19 protein-coding genes and 2 pseudogenes are annotated in these 25135 nt (G+C 68.8%); 10 read left to right on the top strand and 11 right to left on the bottom strand.

The genetic code is table 11. The features are described 5' to 3' along the window. Window positions 1–2: 2 nt before the first annotated feature. Together HJG44_RS19700 and HJG44_RS19695 are read left to right on the top strand one after the other, a co-directional pair. On the top strand, window positions 3–455 hold the full coding sequence (locus HJG44_RS19700; protein ID WP_171220062.1) for a tripartite tricarboxylate transporter TctB family protein: 453 nt from the start codon (window positions 3–5) through the stop codon (window positions 453–455). Window positions 456–464: 9 nt separating this feature from the next. After that, window positions 465–1976: a tripartite tricarboxylate transporter permease gene (locus HJG44_RS19695; protein ID WP_171220061.1), complete on the top strand. Its 1512-nt coding sequence runs from the start codon at window positions 465–467 to the stop codon at window positions 1974–1976. Window positions 1977–2046: 70 nt separating this feature from the next. Here HJG44_RS19695 and prfB read toward each other — a convergent pair. The 3 genes from prfB to HJG44_RS19680 all read right to left on the bottom strand — a co-directional run bounded on the left by prfB (window position 2047) and on the right by HJG44_RS19680 (window position 7092). Beyond that, a protein-coding gene (gene prfB, locus HJG44_RS19690; protein ID WP_171220060.1) for a peptide chain release factor 2 occupies window positions 2047–3175 on the bottom strand; the annotation gives its coding sequence in 2 pieces (ribosomal slippage) (window positions 2047–3105 and window positions 3107–3175; 1128 coding nt in all). Between the two features lie 116 nt (window positions 3176–3291). After that, the gene (locus tag HJG44_RS19685; protein WP_171220059.1) at window positions 3292–5724 is read right to left on the bottom strand and encodes a penicillin-binding protein 1A; all 2433 of its coding nucleotides are present in this window, start codon (window positions 5722–5724) and stop codon (window positions 3292–3294) included. Window positions 5725–5850: 126 nt separating this feature from the next. Next, a complete protein-coding gene (locus HJG44_RS19680) occupies window positions 5851–7092 on the bottom strand; it encodes an N-acetylmuramoyl-L-alanine amidase (RefSeq protein WP_171220058.1) in 1242 nt (413 codons plus the stop codon). Between the two features lie 591 nt (window positions 7093–7683). Between HJG44_RS19680 and HJG44_RS19675 the strand changes: the two genes are divergently transcribed. Further along, window positions 7684–10536 (top strand): Rne/Rng family ribonuclease, encoded by a 2853-nt coding sequence (locus HJG44_RS19675; protein WP_171220057.1) that lies wholly within the window; start codon window positions 7684–7686, stop codon window positions 10534–10536. Window positions 10537–10767: 231 nt separating this feature from the next. Here the strand turns inward: HJG44_RS19675 and HJG44_RS19670 are convergent, their stop codons facing one another. Further along, window positions 10768–11031 (bottom strand): methyl-accepting chemotaxis protein, encoded by a 264-nt coding sequence (locus HJG44_RS19670; RefSeq protein WP_346767222.1) that lies wholly within the window; start codon window positions 11029–11031, stop codon window positions 10768–10770. A 12-nt stretch (window positions 11032–11043) separates the two neighbouring features. Continuing rightward, window positions 11044–12219 (bottom strand): pyridoxal phosphate-dependent aminotransferase, encoded by a 1176-nt coding sequence (locus tag HJG44_RS19665; RefSeq protein ID WP_171220056.1) that lies wholly within the window; start codon window positions 12217–12219, stop codon window positions 11044–11046. A 152-nt stretch (window positions 12220–12371) separates the two neighbouring features. Here HJG44_RS19665 and HJG44_RS19660 point away from each other — a divergent pair, with 152 nt between their 5' ends. The 5 genes from HJG44_RS19660 (at window position 12372) to aat (ending at window position 16294) form a co-directional block, all read left to right on the top strand. After that, window positions 12372–13145, top strand: coding sequence for a DsbA family protein (locus HJG44_RS19660; protein WP_171220055.1), 774 nt, complete (start codon window positions 12372–12374; stop codon window positions 13143–13145). 46 nt (window positions 13146–13191) lie between these two features. Continuing rightward, the gene (gene accB / locus HJG44_RS19655; protein ID WP_171220054.1) at window positions 13192–13656 is read left to right on the top strand and encodes an acetyl-CoA carboxylase biotin carboxyl carrier protein; all 465 of its coding nucleotides are present in this window, start codon (window positions 13192–13194) and stop codon (window positions 13654–13656) included. A 13-nt stretch (window positions 13657–13669) separates the two neighbouring features. Further along, window positions 13670–15022 carry an acetyl-CoA carboxylase biotin carboxylase subunit gene (gene accC / locus HJG44_RS19650; protein ID WP_171220053.1) on the top strand — a complete coding sequence of 451 codons (1353 nt, stop codon included), beginning with the start codon at window positions 13670–13672 and terminating at the stop codon, window positions 15020–15022. A 74-nt stretch (window positions 15023–15096) separates the two neighbouring features. Next, window positions 15097–15588, top strand: coding sequence for a DUF29 domain-containing protein (locus HJG44_RS19645; RefSeq protein WP_171220052.1), 492 nt, complete (start codon window positions 15097–15099; stop codon window positions 15586–15588). 25 nt (window positions 15589–15613) lie between these two features. Next, window positions 15614–16294 carry a leucyl/phenylalanyl-tRNA--protein transferase gene (gene aat, locus HJG44_RS19640; RefSeq protein WP_171220051.1) on the top strand — a complete coding sequence of 227 codons (681 nt, stop codon included), beginning with the start codon at window positions 15614–15616 and terminating at the stop codon, window positions 16292–16294. Here aat and HJG44_RS19635 read toward each other — a convergent pair. Continuing rightward, window positions 16291–17682 carry an HD-GYP domain-containing protein gene (locus HJG44_RS19635; protein ID WP_246736384.1) on the bottom strand — a complete coding sequence of 464 codons (1392 nt, stop codon included), beginning with the start codon at window positions 17680–17682 and terminating at the stop codon, window positions 16291–16293. The genes aat and HJG44_RS19635 overlap by 4 nt on opposite strands. Before the next feature lie 349 nt (window positions 17683–18031). On the opposite strand from HJG44_RS19635, the gene HJG44_RS19630 reads away from it, so the two are divergent. Next, window positions 18032–20500, top strand: coding sequence for a heavy metal translocating P-type ATPase (locus HJG44_RS19630; RefSeq protein WP_171220050.1), 2469 nt, complete (start codon window positions 18032–18034; stop codon window positions 20498–20500). Next, the gene (gene cueR, locus HJG44_RS19625; protein WP_171220049.1) at window positions 20497–20898 is read left to right on the top strand and encodes a Cu(I)-responsive transcriptional regulator; all 402 of its coding nucleotides are present in this window, start codon (window positions 20497–20499) and stop codon (window positions 20896–20898) included. Before HJG44_RS19630 ends, cueR begins: the two co-directional genes overlap by 4 nt. 16 nt (window positions 20899–20914) lie before the next feature. On the opposite strand, the gene HJG44_RS24480 is transcribed toward cueR, so the two are convergent. The 5 genes and pseudogenes from HJG44_RS24480 to HJG44_RS19605 form a co-directional block, all read right to left on the bottom strand. Next, entirely contained in the window at window positions 20915–21241 is a 327-nt protein-coding gene (locus HJG44_RS24480; RefSeq protein WP_171220048.1) for a type II toxin-antitoxin system RelE/ParE family toxin, read from the bottom strand. Continuing rightward, a complete protein-coding gene (locus HJG44_RS19615) occupies window positions 21201–21449 on the bottom strand; it encodes a ribbon-helix-helix domain-containing protein (protein ID WP_171220047.1) in 249 nt (82 codons plus the stop codon). The genes HJG44_RS24480 and HJG44_RS19615 overlap by 41 nt, the downstream gene beginning before the upstream one ends. Window positions 21450–21515: 66 nt before the next feature. Beyond that, window positions 21516–21938 (bottom strand): annotated as a pseudogene (locus tag HJG44_RS24295) (DALR anticodon-binding domain-containing protein); the annotation flags it as partial. A 135-nt stretch (window positions 21939–22073) separates the two neighbouring features. Then, window positions 22074–23894 (bottom strand): annotated as a pseudogene (gene glyS, locus HJG44_RS19610) (glycine--tRNA ligase subunit beta); the annotation flags it as partial. A gap of 2 nt (window positions 23895–23896) precedes the next feature. Continuing rightward, on the bottom strand, window positions 23897–25057 hold the full coding sequence (locus HJG44_RS19605) for a Fic family protein (RefSeq protein WP_171220045.1): 1161 nt from the start codon (window positions 25055–25057) through the stop codon (window positions 23897–23899). Window positions 25058–25135: the final 78 nt, after the last annotated feature.

Below are 25135 nucleotides of genomic sequence, written 5' to 3'. Positions count from 1 at the left end.
CCTTGCGGATCAACGCCCAGGCTGTCGCGGCCGCATTCTGGCTGAGCCTCGCCGCCTTCCTGATCGTGGCCGGACGCGATCTCGGGATCGGGAGCGCGAGCGAGCCGGGCAGCGGCTTCCTGGTCTTCTGGGGCGGCGTGCTGATCGCGCTCTTTGCGGCCGGAATGGCGGTCGAGAGCGTGCGCGGCGCGCCCGAAAGCCTCGCCTCGCTCTGGAAGGGAGCGCGAGCGGATCGCGTCCTGATCGTGTCGGCCGCGCTCGCGGCCTATGCCGTCTCCCTGACCACCCTCGGGTTCCTGCTCGCGACGCCGCCGCTCATGCTGGTCCTCCTGCGGGTGGTCGACCCGGTCCCCTGGCGGCAAGCGGTTCCGATCGCGCTCGGCGCGACCCTGGTCGTCTGGTGGGTTCTGGCGCGACTCCTGGCCATCCAGCTTCCGGCCGGACCCCTGGGCTGAGGCGGCGCGATGCCCGAGATCCTCGCGAGCGTCGGACAGGGGTTCGGGGTCGCGCTCCAGCCGTTGAACCTCCTGGCCTGCTTCATCGGCGTCTTCATCGGCACGCTGGTCGGGGTGCTGCCGGGGATCGGGCCGATCTCCGCCATGTCCCTCCTTCTGCCCGTCACGCTCTCGGGCACGCCGGAGGCCGGCATCATCATGATGGCCGGCATCTATTACGGCTCGATGTATGGCGGCTCGACCACCTCCATCCTGGTCAACATCCCGGGCGAGGCCGCCTCCGTTGTCACCTGCCTCGACGGCCACCAGATGGCACGCCAGGGCCGCGCCGGCCCGGCGCTGGGGATGGCGGCGCTCTCCTCCTTCATCGCCGGCACGCTCGCCATCATCGCGCTGATGTTCGTGGCGCCGGCCCTGTCGCGGGTCGCCATTGCCTTCGGGCCGGCCGAATATTTCAGCCTGATGGTGCTGGGGCTGACGCTGCTCGCCTTTCTCACCCAGGGCGCGATCCTGAAGTCGCTCATCATGGCGACGGCGGGAGGCGTGATCGGGCTCATCGGCCTAGACAGCATCACGGCGCAACCGCGCCTCACCTTCGACCGGCTGGAGCTCTTCGACGGAATCGGGCTCGTGCCGCTGGTCATGGGACTCTTCGGAGTCGCGGAAGTCCTGACCAATATCGAGCGCAGGCTCAGCCGGGACGTCATCGCCGCCCGCATCGGCAGCCTGCTGCCGACACGGGACGACTGGCGGGCCAGCGCGGCCCCGATCGGGCGCGGTACCGTGCTCGGCTTCCTGCTCGGCATCCTGCCGGGCGGCGGCGCCGTGATCGCCTCCTTCGCGGCCTATGCGCTGGAGCGGCGCTTCTCGCGCGATCCCGGGCGCTTCGGCCGCGGCGCCATCGAGGGGGTGGCCGCGCCGGAGGCCGCGAACAACGCGGCGGCGGGTGGCGCCTTCATCCCGCTGATGACGCTGGGCATCCCGCCGAACGTCGTGATGGCGCTGCTGCTCGGCGCCTTCGTGGTGCACGGGCTGCAGCCCGGGCCGCTGATGATGACCCAGAATGCGGGCCTGTTCTGGGGCATCGTGGCCAGCATGTATGTCGGCAACGTCATGCTGCTCGTGCTGAACCTGCCCCTCATCGGTATGTGGGTGCAGCTTCTCCGCCTTCCCTACAACCTCCTCTTCCCGCTCATCCTTCTGTTCTCGATCGTCGGCGTCTATGCGAGCCAGAACAACGTCTTCGACATCTATGTGATGATCGGCTTCGGGCTGTTCGGCTATCTCTGCCGCAAGTTCGGCTACGAGCCGGCCCCGATGGTACTCGGCTTCGTGCTCGGGCCGATGCTGGAGAACAATCTGCGTAAGGCGCTGATCCTGTCGCAGGGTGAGCTTTCGGGGTTCCTGACGCGGCCGATCTCGGCGGCCTGCCTCCTACTTGCGGCGGCGCTCCTTGTCTCCGCCACCCTGCCGACCCTCAGGCGCAAGCGCGACGCCATCGCGCTCGAGGAGGGTGGGTGACCCCACCCGAAGCCGGCGTGACCTGCGAGGCTAGGGCGCGCTGCCCACCCCGCCCACCGCATGGCGGGCTTCAGTCGATGTCCTGAACCTCGGCCGCACCGCCATAGACACGCTGCGCGAGCGCGGCCTCCATGAAGCGGTCGAGGTCGCCGTCGAGCACGTCGGAAGGAACGCCGGAGGTGACGCCGGTCCGGAGATCCTTCACGAGCTGGTAGGGCTGGAGGACATAGGAGCGAATCTGGTGGCCCCAGCCGATATCGGTCTTGGAGGCCGCCTCGGCATTCGCCTTCTCCTCGCGCTTCTTCAGCTCGGCCTCGTAGAGGCGGGCACGAAGCATGTTCCAGGCGGTCGCCCGGTTCTTGTGCTGCGAGCGCTCCTGCTGGCACGCGACCACGATCCCGGACGGGATATGCGTGATGCGCACCGCCGAGTCGGTCGTGTTGACGTGCTGCCCGCCAGCGCCCGACGACCGGTAGGTGTCGATCCGGCAGTCGGATTCCTTGATGTCGATCTGGATGCGGTCGTCGACGACGGGATAGACCCAGACGGATGCGAAGCTCGTGTGCCGGCGCGCGTTCGAGTCGAAGGGCGAGATGCGCACGAGCCGGTGCACGCCCGATTCGGTCTTGAGCCAGCCATAGGCGTTGTGGCCCTTCAGCAGGAGCGTCGCGCTCTTGATGCCGGCCTCCTCGCCGTCCTGCTGCTCGAGCAGCTCGACCCTGTAGCCATGCTTCTCGCCCCACCGGGCATACATGCGGGCGAGCATCTGCGCCCAGTCCTGGCTCTCCGTGCCGCCGGCTCCGGAATGGACCTCGAGATAGGTGTCGTTCGCATCCGCCTCGCCCGAGAGCAGCGTCTCGACCTGGCGGCGCGCGGCCTCGGCCTGGACGCGGCGGATCATCTCCTCGCCCTCGGCGATCGTGGCTTCGTCGCCCTCGGCCTCGCCGAGCTCGATGTAGCCAACCCCGTCCTCGAGCTCGGATTCGAGCCTGCGGATCGCGGTCACCTGCTCGTCGAGCGCGTTGCGCTCGCGCATAACCTTCTGGGCCTCTTCCGGGTCGTTCCAGAGGTCGGGATCCTCAGAGCGAGCGTTCAGCTCGCCGAGGCGGCGGTCGACGGAATCCCAGTCAAAGATGCCTCCTCAGCAGCCCGATCGACTGCTTGGCGGCTTCGAGGAGCGAAACGATTTCGGCGCGCATGAGATCTGCGTTGTGGTCCGCGCAATCCTGTCGGGGAACGGAGGACAGATAGGCACCGCGGCGGCAGCTGTAAACCGTCGCAGCACCGATCCCGGCGGAAGCGCCGGGAAGGTCGCTCAGTAGAGCCCGCCCGTCCCGGTGCTCACGGCCGGCTCATTGTCCGGGCCCGCTCCGCCCCCGCCGCCATAGCTGACGGTCGCGTAGCTCTCGGTGGGACCGGTGCCCGGCTTGAAGGCCTCCAGGATGGTGCCGGCGCTCTCGCCGCCGCTCGCGCGCTGCCCCGTGGCGAGGCTGACGCGGATGAGCTTTATGCCCGGCGGAACGCGGAAGGGCGTCGGCGGCTTGTCGGCGAGCGCGTGCTTCATGAACTCGCCGAAGATCGGGGCCGCATATTGCGAGGCCTGAGCGCTGTCGCCCATCGAGCGCGGCTTGTCGTAGCCGATATAGACCCCGCAGGCGAGGTCGGGCGAGAAGCCGACGAACCAGAGGTCCTTGGCGTCGTTCGTCGTCCCGGTCTTGCCCGCCACCGGCTTGCCGATAATGGCCTTCTGCCGCGCCGCGGTCCCGCGCAGGACGACGCCTTCGAGGATGGAGACCATCTGATAGGCGGTCAGCGGATCGAGCACCTGCTCACGCTTGTCGACGAGCTTCGGCTCGTCCTGGTTCGCCCAGCTCTCGGCGCTGCAGCCGATGCATTCGCGCTCGTCATGCTTGTAGATGGTCTGGCCGGTCCGGTTCTGGATGCGGTCGATCAGCGTCGGCTTGATGCGCTTGCCGCCATTGGCCAGCATCGAATAGGCGGCGGTCATGCGCAGCACCGTCGTCTCGCCCGCGCCGAGCGACATCGGCAGGAGCGGGGCGAGATCGTCGTAGATGCCGAAACGCCGCGAATATTCGGCGATCAGCGGCATGCCGACCTCGCGCGCGAGCCGCACGGTCATCAGGTTCTTGGACTTCTCGATGCCGTAGCGGAGCGTATGCGGGCCGGTCGCCTTCCCCTCGAAATTCTGCGGCGACCAGGCCTCCTGGCCGGGACCACCCTCAATCGTGATCGGCTCGTCGAGAACGATCGAGGATGGCGTGTAGCCGTTGTCGAGCGCCGTCGCATAGACGAAGGGCTTGAAGGCGGAGCCAGGCTGCCGGAGCGCCTGGGTGGCACGGTTGAACTCGCTCTGATCGAACGAGAACCCGCCGACCATGGCATGCACGCGGCCCGTGTTCGGATCCATGGCCACAAGGCCGCCGGAGACCTCCGGGATCTGCTGCAGGCGGAACTGCCCGGGCTTGTCCGCCATGGGCGAGACATAGACGACGTCGCCGACCTGGAAGGCCTGAGCGGCGGTGCGACGGGTCCAGCGCAGGCCCTCGGCCGGGATGACGCCGAGCTCGCGCTCGCGCACGACCTGGCCGTTCGGCTCCTTCCTGGGCTGGAGGCCGATGCGGGCCTGGCCGCCGGATGTGTCGAGAACGACGGCCAGCCGCCACGGCTGCACGTCGGCAAGCGCAGGCACCTCGGCAAGCGCCATCCCCCATTCGCGGCCCGCGAGCGGGATGTTCAGCTGTGCGCCGCGCCAACCCTGGGACTCATCGAACCGGATCAGCCCGTTGATGAGCGCCGCCCGGGCGAAAGCCTGGAGCTTCGGATCGAGCGTCGCCCGCACGGACAGGCCGCCTTCATACAGCGCCTTCTCGCCGTAGCGGTCGGACAGCTCGCGGCGGACCTCCTCGGCGAAGAAGCCCGAGGCGGAACTGTTGGGCGAGATGCTCCGCACGTTGATGCCGAGCGGCAAGGCCTTGGAGCGGACCGCCTCGTCGCGCGTGATGTAGCCGTTCGCCGCCATCAGATCGAGGATGTCGTTCCGACGTGCGAGCGCCTCCTGCGTCCGGCGGAACGGGTGGTAGTTGTTCGGGCCCTTGGGCAGAGCCGCGAGATATGCCGCCTCGGCCGGCGTCAGCTCGTGCACGGACTTGGAGAAGTACTCCAGTGCGGCAGCGGCCACGCCGTGCACGTTCCGGCCCGGGATGATCGTGCCGAGGAAGATTTCGTTGAGGTAGAGTTCGAGGATCTTGTCCTTGGAGTAGGTCGCCTCGATCCGGAGCGCGATCAGCGCCTCCTTGATCTTGCGCTCCATCGTCTGCTCGTTGCTCAGCAGGAAGTTCTTCGCCACCTGCTGGGTGATCGTCGAGGCACCCTGGCGCCTGCCCGAACGGAAGTTGTTGAGCGCGGCACGGACGATGCCCTCGGGGTCGATGCCGCTATGCTTGTAGAAGTTCTTGTCCTCGGCCGACAGGAAGGCGCCGACCACGAGCTTCGGCACGGCCTGGATGGGCAGGTACAACCGGCGCTCGCGCGCATATTCGGCAAGGAGCGAACCGTCGGCCGCGTGGACGCGCGTCGTCACCGGTGGCTCGTAATTGGCGAGCGCGGCGTGATCGGGCAGGTCCTGGCTATACGTCCAGTAGAAATACCCGGCCACAGCCGCGGCGATCAGGAAGGCGATCGCTCCGACCGAGAACAGAAAGCCGAAGAATCGAAGGATGAACCGCATCCGCTCCAATCCGCCATGGCCCCGCAAGGGCGGTGCCCGGTGTCGCTTCGCCGTGCTCGGACGTGGCCCCCGATCGTGGGCCCTGTCAATGCGGCGCAGTCAGCGAACCCTCCTTCGACACCGTTTCTATGGTGACATTGGGGCACGGGCGCCGACCCGCGCGGAGAAGAAGCGGTCGATCGCGGTCGCCATCGCGGCGGATGTCCGCTCACGCCACTCGGGCGAGAGCAGGTGCTCGAGGTCGCGCGCATTCGACAGGTAGCCCAGCTCGATGAGCACGGAAGGCAGGTCGGGCGTGCGCAGGACCTTGAAGCCCGCCTCGCGCTGCGGCTGCGCGCTGAAGCGCATCACGGGCGCGAGATCCCGCAGGAGCAGGCCGGAGAAGCGGTGCGAGAAGGCGCGCGTCTCCCGCAGCGTCAGCTCCTGGAGGATGTCGACCACCTCGCCCGGCGCACTCGCCCGGACGAGGCCGCCCGCCTGGTCGGCCGCGTTCTCCCGTTCGGCGACGCTCGCCGCCTCGTGGTCGGTGGCCCGGTCGCTGCCCGTGTAGATCGTCGCCCCGCTGACCTGCGGGCTGCCGATGAAATCGGCGTGGATGGACAGGAAGAGGTCGGCCCCGGCCTCGCGGGCGCGCCGGACGCGCTCCTCCAGCGGCACGAAGACGTCGTGATCGCGGATCATCAGGACGCGGTAGCGCCCATCGCCCGCGAGGCGGTCGCGCAGCACGGACGCGAAGGCGAAGGTGACATCCTTCTCGAGCGTTCCGTTCGGGGCGGTGGCGCCGGGATCGACGCCGCCATGACCCGCATCGATGGCGACGAGCGGCCGCCGGTCCTCGCCGGGTTGGGGCGCGGGCAGCGATCCTGTCGTGAGCGTCAGGTCGGCCTGGTCCGCGGCCGCGGTCCGGCGGAAGGTCTCGCGGTCGGTGCGGGTCAGCTCGACGGTGAGCAGACTCGCCCCGGCGGGGCCGGCCTCCCGGCTCTCCACGCGCGTGACCAGCGCCGGCGCAGAGAGGTCCATCACGATGCGCGAGCGGCCCGGAGCGAACAGCCCGCAGCGAAAGGAGGACACCACCCCGGCTCGCCGCTTCGTTCCCTCGCCGCCGAGCTGGAAGTTCACTTCGGGTAGTTCCAGGACGGCTCGGTCCGGCCGTTCCATCAGGAACGCCGTGGCTGAGACGGGCCTGGACAGCGTGAGGGTCAGCAGGGTCCTTGACCCCTCGGCCGCGACTTCGGCCGCGATCGCCACCGCGCGGTCTGCCGGGCCGGGCTGCGTCGCCGCGCAGGGCCGGCCGAACAGGGCCGCGCCGAGCGCCAGCGCGAGCCCAACGGCCTTCGCGGTCCTGCGTCCGGCGGACGCGTCGAGCATGTGGGAGGTCTCCGGCGGCGTCTTGGCCGGTTTGAACGGCTTTGGTTAACGGCCGCTTGTCGGCGCCGGCTGCGCCCAGGGACCGGCCCGCGGGATGGTCGCCTAACTTGTGCAGCATCGGCGGCATTGCACTTGTCAAAGCGCGTCCGACATATGTAATGGACGTGACTTCGTCCGGCTGGTGGCCGCGGTCGCGGAGCGCCGTCTGCCGGAGCTGCTTCGCCCTCCCCTCTTTCGGTCAAGCCGAGACGAAGTCGTTTCGCGGCGATCCAAAGCCGCTTTCGGCGCGCAGCTTCCTGCACGCCGCCGTCGAAGGATACGAGGCATGGGCAGAGGAGCGGGATCAGCGTTGCTGTCCACCCGTGCTGACGCCCGAGCCGTGATCACCCGAGACACCCGCCCGTCGTCCCAATCCGGCGACGGACATCCCACGATCATGCAACCCCGGCGCGCCGCATCTCGGCGCGCCATGGCGTGCCGGCAGCCTGCCGGTCCCGCCTCCGCACAGCCCGGAGCCGCGACCGACACCGCCTGCATCGTGCGCGGCCTCCCCGGAGACCGGCCCGTCGCACGCCCTTCCGAGAGTCGAACATGGCCAACAAGATGCTCATCGACTCCTCCCACCCGGAGGAGACGCGCGTTGTCGTAACTCGCGGCAACAAGGTCGAGGAATTCGATTTCGAATCGGCGAGCCGCCGCCAGCTGCGCGGCAACATCTATCTCGCCAAGGTCACCCGGGTCGAACCCTCGCTGCAGGCCGCCTTTGTCGATTATGGCGGGAACCGCCACGGCTTCCTGGCCTTCAGCGAGATCCACCCGGACTATTACCAGATCCCGGTCGCGGACCGGCAGGCCCTCCTGGAGGAGGAGGAGCGTGCCGAGCGCGAGGCGGAGCGGGAGGCCGAGCGCCCGCGCGGACGCCGCCGGCGAGGCGCTTCGCGCCGCCGCCACGAGCGCGACGCCACGGTTTCGGCACGGCCGGAGGAGTTCGGCCAGGAGAGCGAGGGCGAGACCCGTCCCGCTGACGAGGCCGCGGCCTTCGCAGGAGGCGGCGATGCCGGGTCCGAGGATGAGCTCGGGTCGGGGAATGGCGAGGCTCAGGTCCAGCCCACCGGAGAAGCCGAGCCTGCCGGAGCGGTCGCGAGCGAGCAGCCCGGAGCGGCCGAAGCCGATACGGGGTCCGTGCCGTCCGACATCGAGGTGAGGCCGGTCGAGCCTGCGGATGCGGGGGCGCCGGTCGCGGCTGCCGAGACGGAGCAGGCGCCCACGTCCGGCGAGCCTGCAGACGGCGCGGCCGCGCCGAACCCGGCCGCCGGGGAGCCGGCTTCCGGCGACGTGGAAACCCTTGCGGACGCCTCCGCGCCCTTCGAGGCCGACACCGCTCGCGCCACGTCAGATGACGACGAGGAAGAGGACGAGGAGGAAGACGAGGATGGCGAGGAGAATGACGACGATGACGACGACGACGACGAGCTCGAGGAGCATGAGATCGTCGAGCAGGTCGGCGGCGGCGACGCCCTCGAGGAGGTGCCCGAGCGCCCGCGCATCCAGCGCCGCCACTACAAGATCCAGGAGGTCATCAAGCGCCGCCAGATCCTGCTCGTCCAGGTCGTGAAGGAGGAGCGCGGCAACAAGGGTGCCGCGCTCACGACGTATCTCTCGCTCGCCGGCCGCTACGCCGTGCTCATGCCGAATACCGGCAAGGGCGGCGGCATCTCGCGCAAGATCACCAATGCCGAGGACCGCAAGCGCCTGAAGGAGGTCGTGCAGGACCTGGAGGTGCCGGACGGAATGGGGATCATCCTGCGGACCGCCGGGGCCAACCGGACCAAGCAGGAGATCAAGCGCGACTTCGAGTACCTGATGCGACTCTGGGAGAGCGTGCGTGAGCTGACGCTCTCCTCCTCCGCCCCGGCCCTCGTCTACGAGGAGGGCTCGCTCGTAAAGCGGGCCATCCGGGACCTCTACAACAAGGACATCGACGAGGTCGTGGTCGCGGGCGAGGAGGCCTACCGCGAGGCCAAGGACTTCATGCGCATGATCATGCCTTCGCAAACGAAGGCGGTCAGGCTGTACCGCGAGCCGCAGCCCCTTTTCGCCCAGTACGGCGTCGAGGCTCAGCTCGACGCGATGTTCTCCAACCATGTGACGCTGAAATCGGGCGGCTATCTCGTCATCAACCCGACCGAGGCGCTCGTCTCCATCGACGTGAACTCGGGCCGCTCCACGCGCGAGCACAACATCGAGGACACCGCGCTGCGGACGAATCTGGAGGCCGCGGAGGAGATCGCCCGACAGCTCAGGCTGCGCGACCTCGCCGGCCTGATCGTCATCGACTTCATCGACATGGAGGAGAAGCGGAACAACCGCGCGGTCGAGAAGAAGCTGAAGGAGTGCCTGAAGAACGACCGGGCGCGCATCCAGGTCGGCCGCATCTCGCCCTTCGGTCTCCTGGAGATGTCGCGCCAACGCATCCGCACGGGCGTGCTCGAATCCTCCTCCGTGGTATGCCAGCATTGCGGCGGGTCGGGCTTCGTCCGCTCCACGCCGTCCGTGGCGCTGCAGATCCTCCGCTCGATCGAGGAGTCGCTCCTGCGGAGCGCGACCCACAACCTCATCGTCCGCACGCGGGCCGAGGCCGCCTTCTACATTCTCAACCAGAAGCGCGGTCACCTGCGGGACATCGAGACCCGGTTCGGGATCACGGTCACGGTCGTGGCCGACGATTCTCTTTCCGGCAGCGTCACCTTCGCCATCGACCGCGGCGAGCCCGCGACGCCGGCCGAACGTCGGCCGAGCTCGACCGGCGTCCGGATGGAGACCGTGACGCCCGTCGACGAGCCGATCGAGATCGAGCCCACGCTCGAATACGAGCGCGAGGAAGAGGAGGAGGCCGAGGCCGACGCCTCCGAGCCCGCCTCGGCCGCGTCCGAGGAGGCGGGCGCCGGCGAGAACGGCCGCCGTCGCCGTCGTCGGCGCCGGCGGCGCGGGCGCGGGCCGCGCGAGTTCGAGGCCGCGCAGGGACAGGGCGAGAGCTCGGGCGAGGAGGACGAAGAGGAAGGCGACGAGGAGGACGAGGCGAGCGGGACCGATCTCCGCGCCGCTTCGGCTGCCGAGGAAGTCTCGTCCCGCAGGGAGGAGGACGATGACGAGGTCGTCGCGACCCTGCCCCGCTACGAAGACCAGCCCGCCACCGGCTCCTCGGCCCATCCGGAGTACGCGCCCGACCGGCCGCAATCGCAACCGGATGCAATCCACATCGAGACCTCGCCCGGCGCGCACCGGAGCACGGTCGGGGAGGTCGCCGAAGAGCCAGCGCAGCCCCAGGCCGCTGCCGAGCCCGAGCCGGAGCCGGTCGCCATCGTGCTCACGCCGCCCGATCCGAACCGCCCGAAGCGCGGCGGCTGGTGGTCCAAGGCCAAGGCTGCGCTCGGCGGGTCCTGAACCGGCATCGGCAGCATAGCCGCACAGAAGAGAGGCCGCGGATCGCTCCGCGGCCTTTTGTTTGCGCTGGCCCCGCGCCGACGAGAGCGGCTCGCCCTAGAACTCTTCCCAACTCTCGTGCGCCGGCTTGCGCAGAGCCGAGACGCCGCGGCCGCCGACGCTCTTCAGTGCCGTCACGCCGCGCTGCACAGGTCCGGGCCGCTTAGGCGCGGCGATCGCGACGGCTGACCGCTATCCCAAGTCGAACCGGGCCAGAAGCCGGCCCAGCTCCTCGGCCTCCTGCGCGAGCGGGTGGCTCGCGGCGGTCGACTGCTCGACCATGGCGGCATTCTGCTGCGTGACCTGGTACATCTGATTGACGGCCGTGCTCACCTCGGCGAGGCCCGTGGCCTGCTCCTTGGCCGAGGTTGCGATCTCGGTCACGACCGCATTGATCGCGCCGATCTGGCCGACGATCCGCTCCAGCGCCCGCCCCGCCTGGCCGACCAACTCCACCCCGTTCCCGATTCAGCGAAGCCAGGGCTCGAGGCGGGCGATCGCCTCGCGGCAGACATCCTCGCCCCCCGCGAAGGAGAGGCGGAGATGATGCCCGCCGTTCTCGTGATCGAAATCGATCCCGGGGGTCGCGGCCACGCCCGCCTCCTCCAGCATGCGGCGGCAGAAGCCGATCGAATCGTTCGTGAACCGCGCGATATTCGCATAGATGTAGAAGGCGCCGTCCGCCGGATGGAACTCGGTTATCCCGAGCCGCGGCAGCTCGTTGAGGAGCAGTTCGCGGGCTCGCGCATAGCCGGCCTTCACGGCCTCGAGTTCCTCGGTCGCCTCGAATGCCGCCAGCGCCGCCACCTGCGAGAGGTAAGGGGCGGAGATGTAGAGGTTCTGCGCGAGCCGCTCCATCGGCCGCACCAGCCTCTCCGGCACGACGAGCCAGCCGATCCGCCAGCCGGTCATACAATAATATTTCGAGAACGAGTTGATGACGACGGCGTCCGGCTCGACCGAAAGCGCCGTCTCGGCCGGCGCGCCGTAGGTCAGCCCGTGATAGATCTCGTCGGAGATAAGCCAGAGGCCGTGTCGCCGGCAGGTCGCGGCGATCTCGGCGAGGCCCTCGCGCGGGATCATGGTGCCGGACGGATTGGCCGGGCTCATCGCGAGCGCGCCCGCGAGGTCGCCCTGTGCCTGAGCGGCCTCGATGCCGGCGGCGGTCATCCGCCAGCAGTCGGCAGCGCGCAGCGGCACCGGAACGGGCTCCAGATCGAGCGCCGCCAGGATGTTCCGATAGGCTGGATAGCCCGGAGCCGAGATCGCGACCCTCGCGCCCTTCTCGAACAGCGCCAGGAAGGCGAGCACGAACCCCGCAGAGGAGCCGGTAGTGACCACGACCCGCTCCGGCGCGATCTCCAGGCCGTAGCTGTCGCTGTAGTGCCGGGCGATCCGGTCCCGGAGCGGCGCGATCCCGAGCGCCTCCGTGTAGCCGATGCGGCCCTCCTCCAGGGCGCGAGCGGCCGCCTCCCTGACCAGGCGCGGCACGGGCGCGGATGGCTGCCCGACCTCCATATGCACGACCGTGTCGCCGCGCCTTTCTTTCGCCGCGGCTGCCGCCAATACATCCATGGCGAGAAACGGCTCGACGCGCTGAAGCCGCGTCGCCGTTCCGAGCGCCCGGTTCCTGATGCCGTTCATCGATGCTGAGCGTCCAAAGAGCCGGGCTCGCTAAACCCTCCAGGCCTGCGGCTCAAGCCGCAGGTTGACCGGGCCTGCCCGCCCGGCGATATCACCGCACGCTTCCGGCCCGGCTCCGCAAGACGGAGACCCGGGCCGCATGGATGGCCCGCATGCTCTCTCGCCCGCTCAAACGCTTCGGCCTCGCCGCGATGGCGCTCGCCGCCGTCTCGGCCGCCCTGCCGGCCGGCGCCCAGACATTCGGCGGAGCGCAGAAGGAGGAGATCGGTCGGATCGTCCGGGAGTACCTCATCCAGAATCCCGAGGTGATCCAGGAGGCGATCGTCGAGCTCGAGCGGCGTCAGACCGAAGCGCAGAAGACGGCCCAGACGGTCGCGATCCGGGAGACGCGGAACGAGCTCCTCGCCTCCAGGCACGGGAACATCGTCGGCAACCCGGCAGGCGACGTCACGCTGGTCGAGTTCTTCGATTACAATTGCGGCTACTGCAAACATGCCGTCGGCGACATCCAGGGGCTGATCAAGGCCGATCCGAAGCTCCGCGTCGTCCTGAGGGACCTCCCGGTGCTGGGCCAGGAGTCCCTGGATGCGAGCAGGATCGCGCTCGCCGCCAAGGCGCAGCTCAGCGGCGAGAAGCTCTTCGAATACCATACCCGCCTCCTCGCGACCCGCGGACGCGTAGGCGCCGAGCGCGCCCTCGGGCTGGCGCGCGAGATGGGGCTCGACGTGGCGCGGCTGCAGAAGGACGCGGCCGGTCCGGAAGTGGCTGCCGCGCTGGACGAGAACCGGCGCCTGGCCGAGCGGCTCGCCATCAACGGGACCCCCGCCTTCATCATCGGCGAGGAGGTCATTCCGGGCGCGGTCGGCGCCGGTCCGCTCCGGCAGGCGATCGCCGGCATGCGCCAATGCGGCCACGCGGTCTGCTGAGACCCAATACGTTCCACAGGCACCCGCCAGCAGGCACCCACATCAGATGTCCGATCCGCACCCGTTCGACCCCGCGCTCGTGCGCGAGCTCGCCTCGCTCCTATCCGAGACCGACCTGACCGAGATCGAGGTGGAGAAGGGCGACCTGCGCATCCGCGTGGCGCGCAGCGTCACGGTTGCGCAGACCTCGATCGCGCCCGTTCACGCGACGCCGGCCGTGCCGGTCCATGCCCTCGCCCCCGCGGCAGCGGCGGACCCCCTCGATCCGCGCCATCATCCGGACGCGCTGACCTCGCCGATGGTCGGGACCGCGTATCGCCGGCCGTCTCCCGGCGCCAAGCCCTTCGTCGAAGTGGGCTCGACGGTCGCGGCCGGCGACAAGCTTCTCCTCATCGAGGCCATGAAGACCTTCAACGACATCATCGCCCCGCGCGCAGGCACCGTGAAGGCGATCTTCGTCGAGGACGGCCAGCCGGTCGAATACGGCGAGCCGCTGATCGTGATCGAGTAGCGGCCAGCCCCGCATGTTCGACAAGATCCTCATCGCGAACCGGGGCGAGATCGCCTTGCGCGTGCTTCGCGCCTGCAAGGAGCTCGGCATCGCCACCGTGGCCGTGCACTCGACCGCCGATTCCGACGCGATGCATGTGCGGCTTGCGGACGAGAGCGTATGCATCGGCCCGCCGCCCGCCCGCGAAAGCTACCTGAACATACCGGCCCTGATCGCGGCCTGCGAGATCACGGGCGCGGACGCCATCCACCCGGGTTACGGCTTCCTGTCGGAGAACGCCCGCTTCGCCGAGGTGCTGGAGCATCACGGCATCACGTTCATTGGCCCGAAGGCGGAGCATATCCGCGTGATGGGCGACAAGATCGAGGCCAAGCGCACCGCGCGCCGGCTCGGCATTCCCTGCGTGCCCGGCTCGGATGGCGGCATCACGGAGGATGCCGAGGCGAAGCGCGTCGCGGCCGAGATCGGCTATCCGGTGCTCGTGAAGGCCGCCTCCGGCGGCGGCGGTCGCGGCATGAAGGTCGCCCGCACGGAGGAGGAGCTCTCGGACGCGCTCGCCACCGCGAGGGTCGAGGCGAAAGCCGCGTTCGGGGACGATTCCGTCTATCTGGAGAAGTACCTCGAGAAGCCGCGCCATATCGAGATCCAGGTGCTCGGCGACGGCCAGGGCGACGCGATCCATCTCGGCGAACGCGACTGCTCGCTGCAGCGCCGGCACCAGAAGGTCTGGGAGGAGGCGCCCTCCCCGGCCCTCAACGAGGAGGAGCGAAGCCGCATCGGAGCGACGGTCGCGGACGCGATGAAGAAGCTCGGCTATTCCGGCGCCGGCACGATCGAGTTCCTCTACGAGGACGGCGAGTTCTACTTCATCGAGATGAACACCCGGGTGCAGGTCGAGCATCCCGTGACCGAGATGATCACGGGCATCGACATCGTGAACGAGCAGATCAAGGTCGCAGCCGGATCGCCTCTCTCGGTGGCGCAGGAGGAGGTCCGCTTCAACGGCCACGCGATCGAGTGCCGCATCAATGCGGAGCATCCCTCGACCTTCCGGCCCTCGCCCGGACTCATCACCTATTTCCACCCGCCGGGCGGCCTGGGCGTGCGGGTCGATTCGGCGGCGTACCAGGGATACCGCATCCCGCCCCATTACGACTCGCTGATCGGCAAGCTCATCGTCCACGGCCGCACCCGGAACGAATGCCTGATGCGGCTGCGCCGGGCGCTCGACGAGTTCGTGGTCGACGGCGTCGAGACGACCCTGCCGCTCTACCGCAAGCTCGTGCGCAACGCCGATATCCAGAACGGTCTGTATGATATTCACTGGTTGGAGAAACATCTCGCGGCCGAAACCGCACCCGCCTGAAGCCCTTGTTGTCCCGCGGTGCGCTGGCTAGCTTTTCGGGGATGGCCGAACCGAGCTTGCCAGGAGGCGGTGTCATGGCCGACGGGCTGTCGCTCTATGAGCAGGATTTCGTCCGCTGGTCTGAGGAGCAGGCGCATGCTCTGCGGGCTGCGGGGATTTCTGGCACGAACCTGCCTTTGGATTGGGACAACCTCGCCGAGAAGATCGACGGCTTGGGACGGTCGCTTCGGTCTGAGTTGCGGAACCGGCTCGCGACCATCATCGAGCACCTCCTGAAGCTCGGGGTCTCGACAGCCGCCGACCCACGCGGCGGCTGGGTCGAAACGGTCATGCGCGAGCGCATCGAGGTGGAGTCCTTGCTCGATGAGAGCCCCAGCCTTCGCGCCTCTCTGCCCGACAGCCTCGATAGGGCGGAGCGCAAGGCGCGAAAGCTTGCGGAGGTCAGCCTGCCCCGACATGGGGAATGGTCGCCCGCCGCGAGCCGGCGCTTCGGCGAGACGCGGTTTTCAAACAGCGACGTGCTCGGGCCTTGGCTGCCTGACGCCGTCGGCAGCGATCGCTCCTGAGCTTTCCTTCAGACGAATCCGAGCCATGGCCGGCTCTCCCCGCGTCGAGATTACGCCCGAGATCCTGCTGCGGGCCTATGCGGCCGGCATATTCCCGATGGCGGAGGATGCCGAGGATCCGAGCCTGTTCTGGGTGGAGCCGCGGGCGCGCGGCATCATCCCGCTCGACGCCGTGCACATCCCCCGCCGCCTCGCCCGCACCGTCCGCCAGGATCTCTTCGAGATCAGGGTCGACACGGATTTCGAAGGCGTGATCGCGGGATGTGCGGCACCGGGCGACGACCGCGAGCGGACCTGGATCAATGCCCGCATCCGCAGGCTCTACGGCGAGCTCTTCGATCTCGGCCATTGCCATACGGTCGAGGCCTGGCGCGGCGGACGTCTCGTGGGCGGCCTCTACGGCGTGAGCCTCGGGGCGGCGTTCTTCGGGGAATCGATGTTCCACCGCGAGCGGGACGCCTCGAAGGTCGCCTTCGTCCACCTCGCTGCGCGGCTCCGGGTGGGCGGCTTCACGCTCCTCGATGCGCAGTTCCGAACGGACCATCTCGCCACGCTCGGCGCGATCGAGATCCCGCGGCGAGACTACAAGCGCCGTCTCGAGGCCGCGGTGACCGGCCGCGCCGATTGGTGGGTCTGGCCGCCGGGCATACGCGTCGAAGGGACTACGGCGCTCGCCGCGCTCGCCCGCGATCCCGCCCGGTCCTAGGCCGCAGCCTGCGCCTGCGGAATCGCCCGTCCGAGCCCGTCCAGGGCTTTCTTCAGCCCGGCCAGGCACTCGCCGTCGACCGTCGTTCCGACCTCGCTGTCGAGAACGCGGAACGCCTCGCCGGGCGTCATCCCGGACCGATGGGGACGGTCGGACGTCAGCGCGTCGAAGACGTCGGCGACCGTGATGACGCGCGTGTCGAGCGGAATCCGGTCCGCCGTAAGCCCGTCCGGATAGCCTTTGCCGTCGAGGCGCTCGTGATGGGCGCCGGCCATCCGGGCGAGATCGCGGAAGGCCTCGATACGCGACAGGATGCGCGCCGTCTGTGCCGGATGCTGACGCATGATCTCCCATTCGGCCTCGTCGAGACGCCCCGGCTTGTCGAGGATCGAGTTCGAGACGCCCAGCTTGCCGAGATCGTGCAGGAGGGCGCCACGCCGTAGCCAGCGCCGCCGTTCTGGGGCGAAGCCAAGCTCCGCGGCGGTGAGATCGACGAAGAACGCGACGCGGGTCGAATGCCCGCTCGTGAAGGGGCTCTTCGTGTCCACAACCTGGGCGAAGGCCTCCGCGATGTCGTCGAGGTAATCTTCCTCCACGGGGCGGCTGTGCTGGGCGGGCTCCAGCTCGAAGATGGCGCGGGCGAGATCGGGCGAGGCAAGGCCGGACCAGAAGGCGCGACCGGCGGCCACCTGCTCGAAAGCCGCGACCACGGTCGGATCGAACCAGGTGCCCGCCCGGGCGGCCACTTCCGCCCGCGCCGCCTCCCGCCCGCCTGCCATCTGGAAGACGTCCACCACCTGCGCAAGCAGGGCGATTCGGGAATAGATCGGCAGCGCCTCGCCCGCGAGTCCGCGCGGTCTGCCACTGCCGGCCCAGTGCTCGTCGAGGCACGCTATGCCCTCGGCGACCCTGTCGGAAAAGCGGAGCCGGCGGGCGATCTCCGCTCCCCTCTGGCAGCGGGTCGCGGTCAACTCGCGCGCGATCTTCGAGCTGTTGCGCACCACGTTGAGGATCGCGCGGAACCGTGCGGACAGATTCGTCTTCTGGCCCGTGTGGGACAGGATGAACCGCACAACCTCCGACAGGCCATCCCCGACCCGCTTGAAGTCGCGCTTGAAGCGGAGATCGTCTGTCAGGAACAGCTCGCAAATCCGCGCTGCGTTGCTCGATCCTCCGAGATCTTTCAGCAGAAGCGCGTAGTAGAGTTCCCAGAGTTGAGCGTGCGACAGCGCAAGCTCGCGGCCGATATGCATGCCGATCCAGCAGCAGCGCACGCAATGCCCGTCCGGCTGACCTTCTGTCATGTCGAGAGCGAAGCTGAACGCGCTCAGGATTTCGGACAGCTTCACCGCGCCCGGCGCGGGCATGCTGCGATCGGACTCGTTCATGCGTTGGCTGCGCTCTGACGGCCTTGCCCCGGCCCGGAATAAGAGCCATTCCCTTAAATATCCATATCGCCAATATCGGAATCAGACGAGTCTCCGGCAATCCTTGGTAGGCGGCATCCTACCCTGACGAACTTTCAGATTGTCATCGATGACTTTCGATCGCTCCACAATAAGCGGTCATACAGCTGGAATTATTGGTGTTTTTCTGACCGATTGTGAGGCATTTGCGTATATGCAAACCGACGGAACCCGGACATGCAAGCGCGGAAGTCTCGCTTTGGCCCCTTGACCCTCCCATCATGGGAAGCCTTACATGAGCCGGGTGCAAGCCTCTCTCCCGCGACCCGTCATGGCCCACCCCGCCCAATCCATCCTCGACATCCCGATCACGGGGATGACCTGCGCCGGCTGCGCGGGCCGGGTCGAGCGCGCCCTTAAGGCCGTTCCCGGTGTCACCACGGCGAACGTCAATCTCGCGACCGAGAGGGCGCATGTGGAAGGCGGCGAGCCGGCGGCGGTCGCGGCCGCCATCCGGCAGGCAGGCTACGCTCCGGCGATCCGGAAGCTGACCCTCGAGGTGACCGGCATGACCTGCGCCGGCTGCGTCGGGCGGGTCGAACGTGCCTTGCAGGCGGTTCCTGGCGTCACGAGCGCGAGCGTCAATCTCGCGACCGGCCGTGCCGAGGTGGAGATCGTCGCGGGCGCGGTCGATGCGGCCGCGCTCGCCGCCGCTGTCGCGGCGGCCGGTTACAAGGCGGCGCCGGTCACCGCGTCGGATACGACCCGCCCGGATCGGGAACAGGCCGCGCGCGAAGCCGAGACGGCGGCGCTCGGCCGCTCGGTCCTGCTCGCCGCGGTCGCAACCGCTCCGCTGTTCCTGCTGGAGATGGGCGGGCACATCTTTCCCGGCCTGCACCACTGGGTCGGGACGACCATCGGCGACCGGGCCTGGCGCATGGTCAGCCTGGTCCTCGCGACGTTCGTCCTGTTCGGCCCGGGCCTGCGCTTCTACCGCATCGGCGTGCCAAACCTGCTCCGCCTCGCACCGGACATGAACTCGCTGGTGGTGCTCGGTGCGAGTGCGGCCTGGGCCTACTCGGGGGTCGCGACGCTCGCTCCCGGCCTGATGCCGGCCGGCGCCGACGAGGTGTATTTCGAAGCGGCCGCGGTCATCGTCACGCTGATCCTCCTCGGCCGCTGGTTCGAGGCTCGCGCGCGCGGTCGCACAAGCCAGGCGATCCGGCGTCTCGTCAAGCTCCAGGCGAAGACCGCGCGCGTGGTCCGGGACGGAAGCGAGGTCGAGACGCCGATCGAAGCGGTGCAGAGCGGCGACATGATCGCGATGCGGCCGGGCGAGCGGCTGCCGACCGACGGCGAGGTGGTGTCCGGTTCCTCCTTCGTGGACGAATCGATGATCACCGGAGAGCCGGCCCCGGTGGAGAAGGCGGCCGGCGCCCGCCTCGTCGGCGGGACGCTGAACACGACGGGCGCCTTCACCTACCGCGCGACGAGCGTCGGGGCGGATTCCGTCCTCGCCCGCATCGTCCGCATGGTCGAGGAGGCGCAGGGGTCGAAGCTGCCGATCCAGGCCCTCGTCGACCGGGTGACGATGTGGTTCGTGCCGGCCGTGATGGCGGTCGCGGCCGCCACCTTCGTCGGGTGGCTCGCCTTCGGGCCGGCTCCCGCCATCGGGCCGGCGCTCGTCCACGCGGTCGCGGTGCTAATCATCGCCTGCCCCTGCGCGATGGGGCTCGCGACGCCGACCTCGATCATGGTCGCGACCGGGCGGGCGGCCGAGCTCGGCATCCTGTTCCGCCAGGGCGACGCGCTGCACGCGCTCCGCGATGTGAAGCTCGTCGCGCTCGACAAGACCGGCACCCTGACGCTCGGCCATCCCGCGCTGACCGACATCGAGGTCGCGCCCGGCTTCGACGAGGCGGAGGTCCTGTCGCTCGTGGCGTCTGTCGAGCGCTCGTCGGAGCATCCGATCGCCCGCGCCCTGGTCGGGGCGGCGGAAGCCCGCGGCCTCGCCATCCCGCAGGCCGAGCGCTTCGAGGCGGTGGCCGGGTTCGGAGCTTCGGCCGAGGTGAAGGGCCGGCGCGTCGCCGTCGGAGCCGACCGCTTCATGGCGAAGCTCGGCATCGATGTCTCGGCTCTCGACGCCGCCCGCACCCGGCTCGCCGAAGCGGCGAGGACGCCGCTCTATGCCGCGATCGACGGCCGGCCCGCTGCGATCCTGGCGGTCGCCGACCCGCTGCGCCCGACCACGGCCGAGGCCATCCGGAGCCTGCGCGGTCTCGGCCTGAAGGTCGCGATGATCACCGGCGACAATCGCCGGACGGGGGAGGCCATCGCGGCGGAGCTCGGGATCGACGAGGTCGTGGCCGAGGTCCTGCCCGAGGGCAAGGTCGCGGCCCTGAAGGAGCTCGCCGCCCGGCATGGCCGCGTCGCCTTCGTGGGCGACGGCATCAACGACGCGCCGGCGCTCGCGGCCGCCGATGTCGGCATCGCGATCGGCACGGGGACGGATGTCGCGATCGAGAGCGCCGAGGTGGTGCTGATGTCGAGCGACCTGCGGGCCGTCGCGGATGCCGTCCGCCTGAGCCGCGCGACTTTGCGCAACATCGGCGAAAATCTCGGCTGGGCCTTCGGCTACAACGTCCTGCTCATCCCGCCTGCGGCCGGCGTGCTGACGCCCGTCCTCGGCTGGACGCTCTCGCCGATGCTGGCTGCCGCCGCGATGGCGCTCTCGAGCGTCAGCGTGGTGGCGAATGCGCTGCGCCTCCGGCGCTTCCAGCCGCAACGGAGCCCGGCATGAATATCGGCGAAGCCGCGCGGGCGTCCGGCGTCTCGGCGAAGATGATCCGCTACTACGAAGAGATCGGGTTGATCGGCCGAGCGGACCGCTCGGCGCAGAACAACTACCGCTCCTTCGATGCGCGCGACGTGAACGAGCTCCGCTTCGTCAAGCGGGCGCGCTCGCTCGGCTTCTCCGTCAAGGAGATCGCGCGCCTGCTCTCGCTGTGGCGCGACCGACAGCGCCCGAGCCGGGAGGTGAAGGCCATCGCCGAGCGCCACATCCAGGATCTCGAGGCGCGCATCGCCGAGATGCAGGCGATGGCCGACACCTTGCGCGAGCTCTCCCGCTGCTGCGCGGGCGACGACCGGCCCGACTGCCCGATCCTGGCGGATCTGGCGCGGGTCGGGGCTCAATAGCCCCAATTGATGACCGTCAAAGACGTCCCTGAGGCATCATTCTGGCGTGGAGCACACGGACGATGAGTACGCCGTCCGGCACGATCCGGTAGAAGATGGAGTGGCTCGCGTGCTCGAACCGGAAATAGCCGGGCCGGATTTGGTCGATCCGGCGGCCGATCTCTGGAAACCGAGCGACTGTTTCGAAGGCTTGGTGAAGACGCCGATAAAGGCTTCGGCCTGAGACCAGCCCCAGCGTCCGACGGTGAAGCGAACAATGCCTTCGATGTCGCGATCGGCGCGCCGGGATAGCCGATAGTAGCTCAAGCGGCGGTGCCGCGAAGCTCCTGCCGGAGGGCGGCAAGGATGTCAGGCGCCTGTCGCTCGCTGACGCCGCTCACCTCGCCTTCGGCCAGGCAGGCCGCCAGCGCTTCATCGTCGCCCGTCGCCGTTAGGTCTCGGCGGATCAGGTCACGGATACAGTCGCCCGCATCCGCATAGGTGCCGGCTTCGACACGCGACTCGACCCGCTCGTGGAGCGCGGCGGGAACGGAAATGGTCAAAGACGCCATGGGGTTCTCCCGCGTCTCAATATACGGCTGGCGACCGGAGGCGTCACGCTCCCGGCGGCCGAAAACCTACCCTTCGATCTTCGAGAAATCGGCGACCGCCCGCGTCGCCGCGCGAAGGCCGGCCAGGAGCTTCAGGCGGTTTTCGCGCAGGCGCGGGTCGGGGTCGTTGACCGTGACCTTGTCGAAGAAGGCATCGACCGAGGGGCGCAGCTGCGCGAGCGCGGTCATGGCGCTCTCGAAATCCTCCCGCTCGATCGCGCCGGCGGCCTCTGCGGACGCGGTGTCGAGATCGGCCGCGAGGGCCTTTTCCTCCGGCAGGACGTAGGCGGAGGGATCCGGCGCGCCGTCATAGGCGCGGCCGTCCTTCTTCTCCTCGATGCGCAGGATGTTCGCGGCGCGCTTCGTGCCGGCGAGCAGGTTCTCGCCATCCTCCGTGTCGAGGAAGCGCCCGAGCGCCTCGACCCGGCGGACGATGGTTAGGAGGTCGTCGTTGGACGCCCTGTCATCCCCGGCTGGACGCTCCGAAGGAGCGGACGGAGAAGGGGGTCCAGCCGTCTCGCGAGCCCCTGGATCCCCTTCCCTCGCGCCGGCTTCGCCGCGCTCGCCGGGGATGACAGGGCCAGCGCTCAGCACGGCGTCGATGAGGTCGTTCCGCGCCCCGCGATCGCGAAGATAGACCTTGAGGCGATCGTGGAAGAAGGAGAGGAGGTCGGACGCCCAGGCACCGTCGTCCTCGGGCTTGACCCGAGGATCCAGTCCGGCAGCTCCGGTCCTTCTCTTCTGGATGGCCGGGTCAAGCCCGGCCATGACGGCGTGCAACGGCACCCTCAGCCCGTTCTCCAGCACCAGCCGGATCACCCCCAAGGCTGCGCGCCGCAAGGCGTAGGGGTCCTTCGAGCCCGTCGGCTTCTCGTCGATGGCCCAGAAGCCGACCAAGGTGTCGAGCTTGTCGGCGAGGGCCACCGCGACCGAGACCGGGTCGGTGGGCACGCGGTCCGAGGGGCCGAGCGGCTTGTAATGCTCCTCGATTGCGGCCGCGACGGAGTGATTCTCGCCCTGGGCGGTCGCATAGTAGCGGCCCATGAGACCCTGCAACTCGGGGAATTCACCGACCATCTCGGTCACGAGATCGGCCTTCGCCAGCTTGGCGGCGCGCTCGGCGAGGTCCGGATCGGCGCCTGTCACGGGCGCGAGTTCGCACGCAAGGGCGGCGATGCGCTCCACGCGCTCGAACTGCGTGCCGAGCTTCTCGTGGAAGACGATGCTCCTGAGCTTATCGAGCCGGGCTTCTAGCGGCGTCCTGCGGTCCGTGTCCCAGAAGAACTTCGCGTCCGACAGCCGGGCACGCACCACGCGCTCGTTGCCGGCGATGATCGCCGCCCCGCCGTCCCGCGCCTCGATATTCGAGACGAGGATGAAGCGGTTGGCGAGGGAAGCACCGCCGCGCTCCCTCTCCCCGCCGGGGAGAGGGTTGGGGTGAGGGGGAACCGCACTTTCCGGAGAACTCGCAGCCCCCTCACCCGGACCTTCGGTCCGACCTCTCCCCGCCGGGGAGAGGTGGGGCTTGCGCAGCACGAAGCACTTCTGGTTCGCCCGGATCGTCGCGCGGATCACCTCGGGCGGGACGTCGAGGAAGCTCTCGTCGAAGCTCCCCATCAGCACGACCGGCCACTCGACGAGGCCCGCAACCTCCTCCAGCAGGCCCTCGTCCTCGATCACTTCGAGCCCCTGCGCGAAGGCGAGGTCGCGAGCGTCGTGGCGGATCATGTCGCGGCGGCGGGCAGGATCGAGCACCACCTTCGCGCGCTCCAGCCCCGCCACGTACTCGTCGAAACGCCGGGCCCGGAACTCCGCCGGCGCAAGGAAGCGGTGGCCCCGCGTCATGTCGCCTGCCGCGATGCTCCCGACCGAGAAGGGCACGACCTCCGGCGTCTCCGTTTCCGCCCCGAAGACGCACAGGATCGATTGCAGCGGACGGACCCAGCGCAGGGAGCCCGGCTCGGCGGAGGCCGCGCCCCAGCGCATGGATTTCGGCCAGGGGAGGGAGCGGATCACATCGGGAATGATCTCCGCCAGCACCTCCGGCGTCGGCCGGCCGGGCCGCTCGATCAGCGCGACGTAGAAGTCGCCCTTCTTCGGGTCGGACTGGACGCTCAGTTCCTCCTTGGAGGACAGGCCTGCGCTTTTCAGGAAGCCGGCCAGCGCCGCGTCCGGGGCGCCCACGCGAGGACCCTTGCGCTCCTCGCGCACGTCCTTCCCCTTGGCGGGTAGGCCGGCGATGTGCAGCGCGAGCCGGCGCGGCGTGGCGAAGGCGACCGCACCCTCGTACAGGAAGCCGCGCTCGACGAGAGCGTCGGTGACGAGCTTCTTGAGGTCGTCCGCAGCCCGCGCCTGCATGCGCGCCGGGATCTCTTCGGACAGGAGTTCGAGCAGAAGGTCGGGCACGGTCAGTGGGATCCGGAGATTATCGTCAGCACGTCGCGCGCCGCGAAGAAACGAGGATTGCTGGTCCCTGGGCGCTCCGACAGGATCCCGGCAGCGACGAGCGTCTCGGTGTTAAGCTGGGCCGAGCGATAGGTCACGCCCAGGTGCTCGGCAATTTGCGGAATCGTCACGACCGGCCGCTTGAACAGCAGATCGACGATCGCCAGGAGATTTGCCGATCGTCCCGCTCGCTGAAGCCGGATCCGGTAGTCGGTCTGCAGCGCGAGCAGAGCCTCCGCCGTTGAGACAGCTTCGTTTGCGGCGACCTTCACGACCTCGAGAAAGAACCTGATCCAGGGCAGCCAGGCGCCTCGGCGCGAGACCTCGAACATCAGGTCGATGTACTCGTCCTTACGGGTCTCGAGCACCGGGCTGAGATAGAGCGTCGGCTGTCGGATCACTCCGCGCATCACGAGGTGGAGGAGGATCAGCATTCGCCCGACACGACCATTTCCGTCCGCAAAAGGGTGGATCGTCTCGAACTGGTAGTGGATGCATGCCGCATCGACGAGATCCGGTATTCCGAGCCGGTCCTCGCGGTGAATGAACCGCTCCAGGGCGTCTAGGCACCGGAGCGCATCGGCTGGAGGCGGGGGTACGAACCGGGCGTCCTCGATGGTGAAGGCGCCGATGAAGTTCTGGTGTTGCTTGAGCTCTCCCGGCAGGGCGCGGCTCCCGCGATGACGGGCGACGCTGCGGAGGAGAACGCGATGCGCATCCCGTAACGTACGAAGCGAGAGAGGCAGGCTCTCCATGCTTTCGAGCGCCTGTGCGAGGGCAATCCGATAGTTCAGCACCTCTCGCGTATCGGAAGTCTGGCCTGCCTCGCCCGACCCTGCATCTGCCAGGAGGAGATCGTCGATCGTCGTGTAGGTCCCTTCCATGCTCGACGAGGCCAGGGCCTCTCGGTTCTGAAGAGGCCTGATCAGAAGATATGGGTCGCCCAGGATGCGACCCATCCCGTTCAGCTCACCGAGCGCCTGGTACGCCTCGCCCAAGGGCGTAGCGAGCGAGCCGAGGTCCAAGGCCGGCGGCGGGAGATCGTTCGGAACGAAGGCCCATTGCCCCCGCTCGGTCGGAACGAGCCTCCCGCTGGGCGAACCCTCGAAATCGGCCTTTTTCATCAGGTATCATCGAGCCGGATCAGATTATATCAAACGGCCAAAATGTATAATCTGACGGTCCTAGCCTGTCACCCCGTA

The sequence above is a fragment of the Enterovirga aerilata genome, from assembly GCF_013044135.1.
Classification (GTDB): Bacteria; Pseudomonadota; Alphaproteobacteria; order Rhizobiales; family Beijerinckiaceae; genus Enterovirga; species Enterovirga aerilata.
The sequence above is the reverse complement of the archived record's forward strand: the minus strand, read 5'-3'. Positions and strand labels throughout refer to the sequence as shown.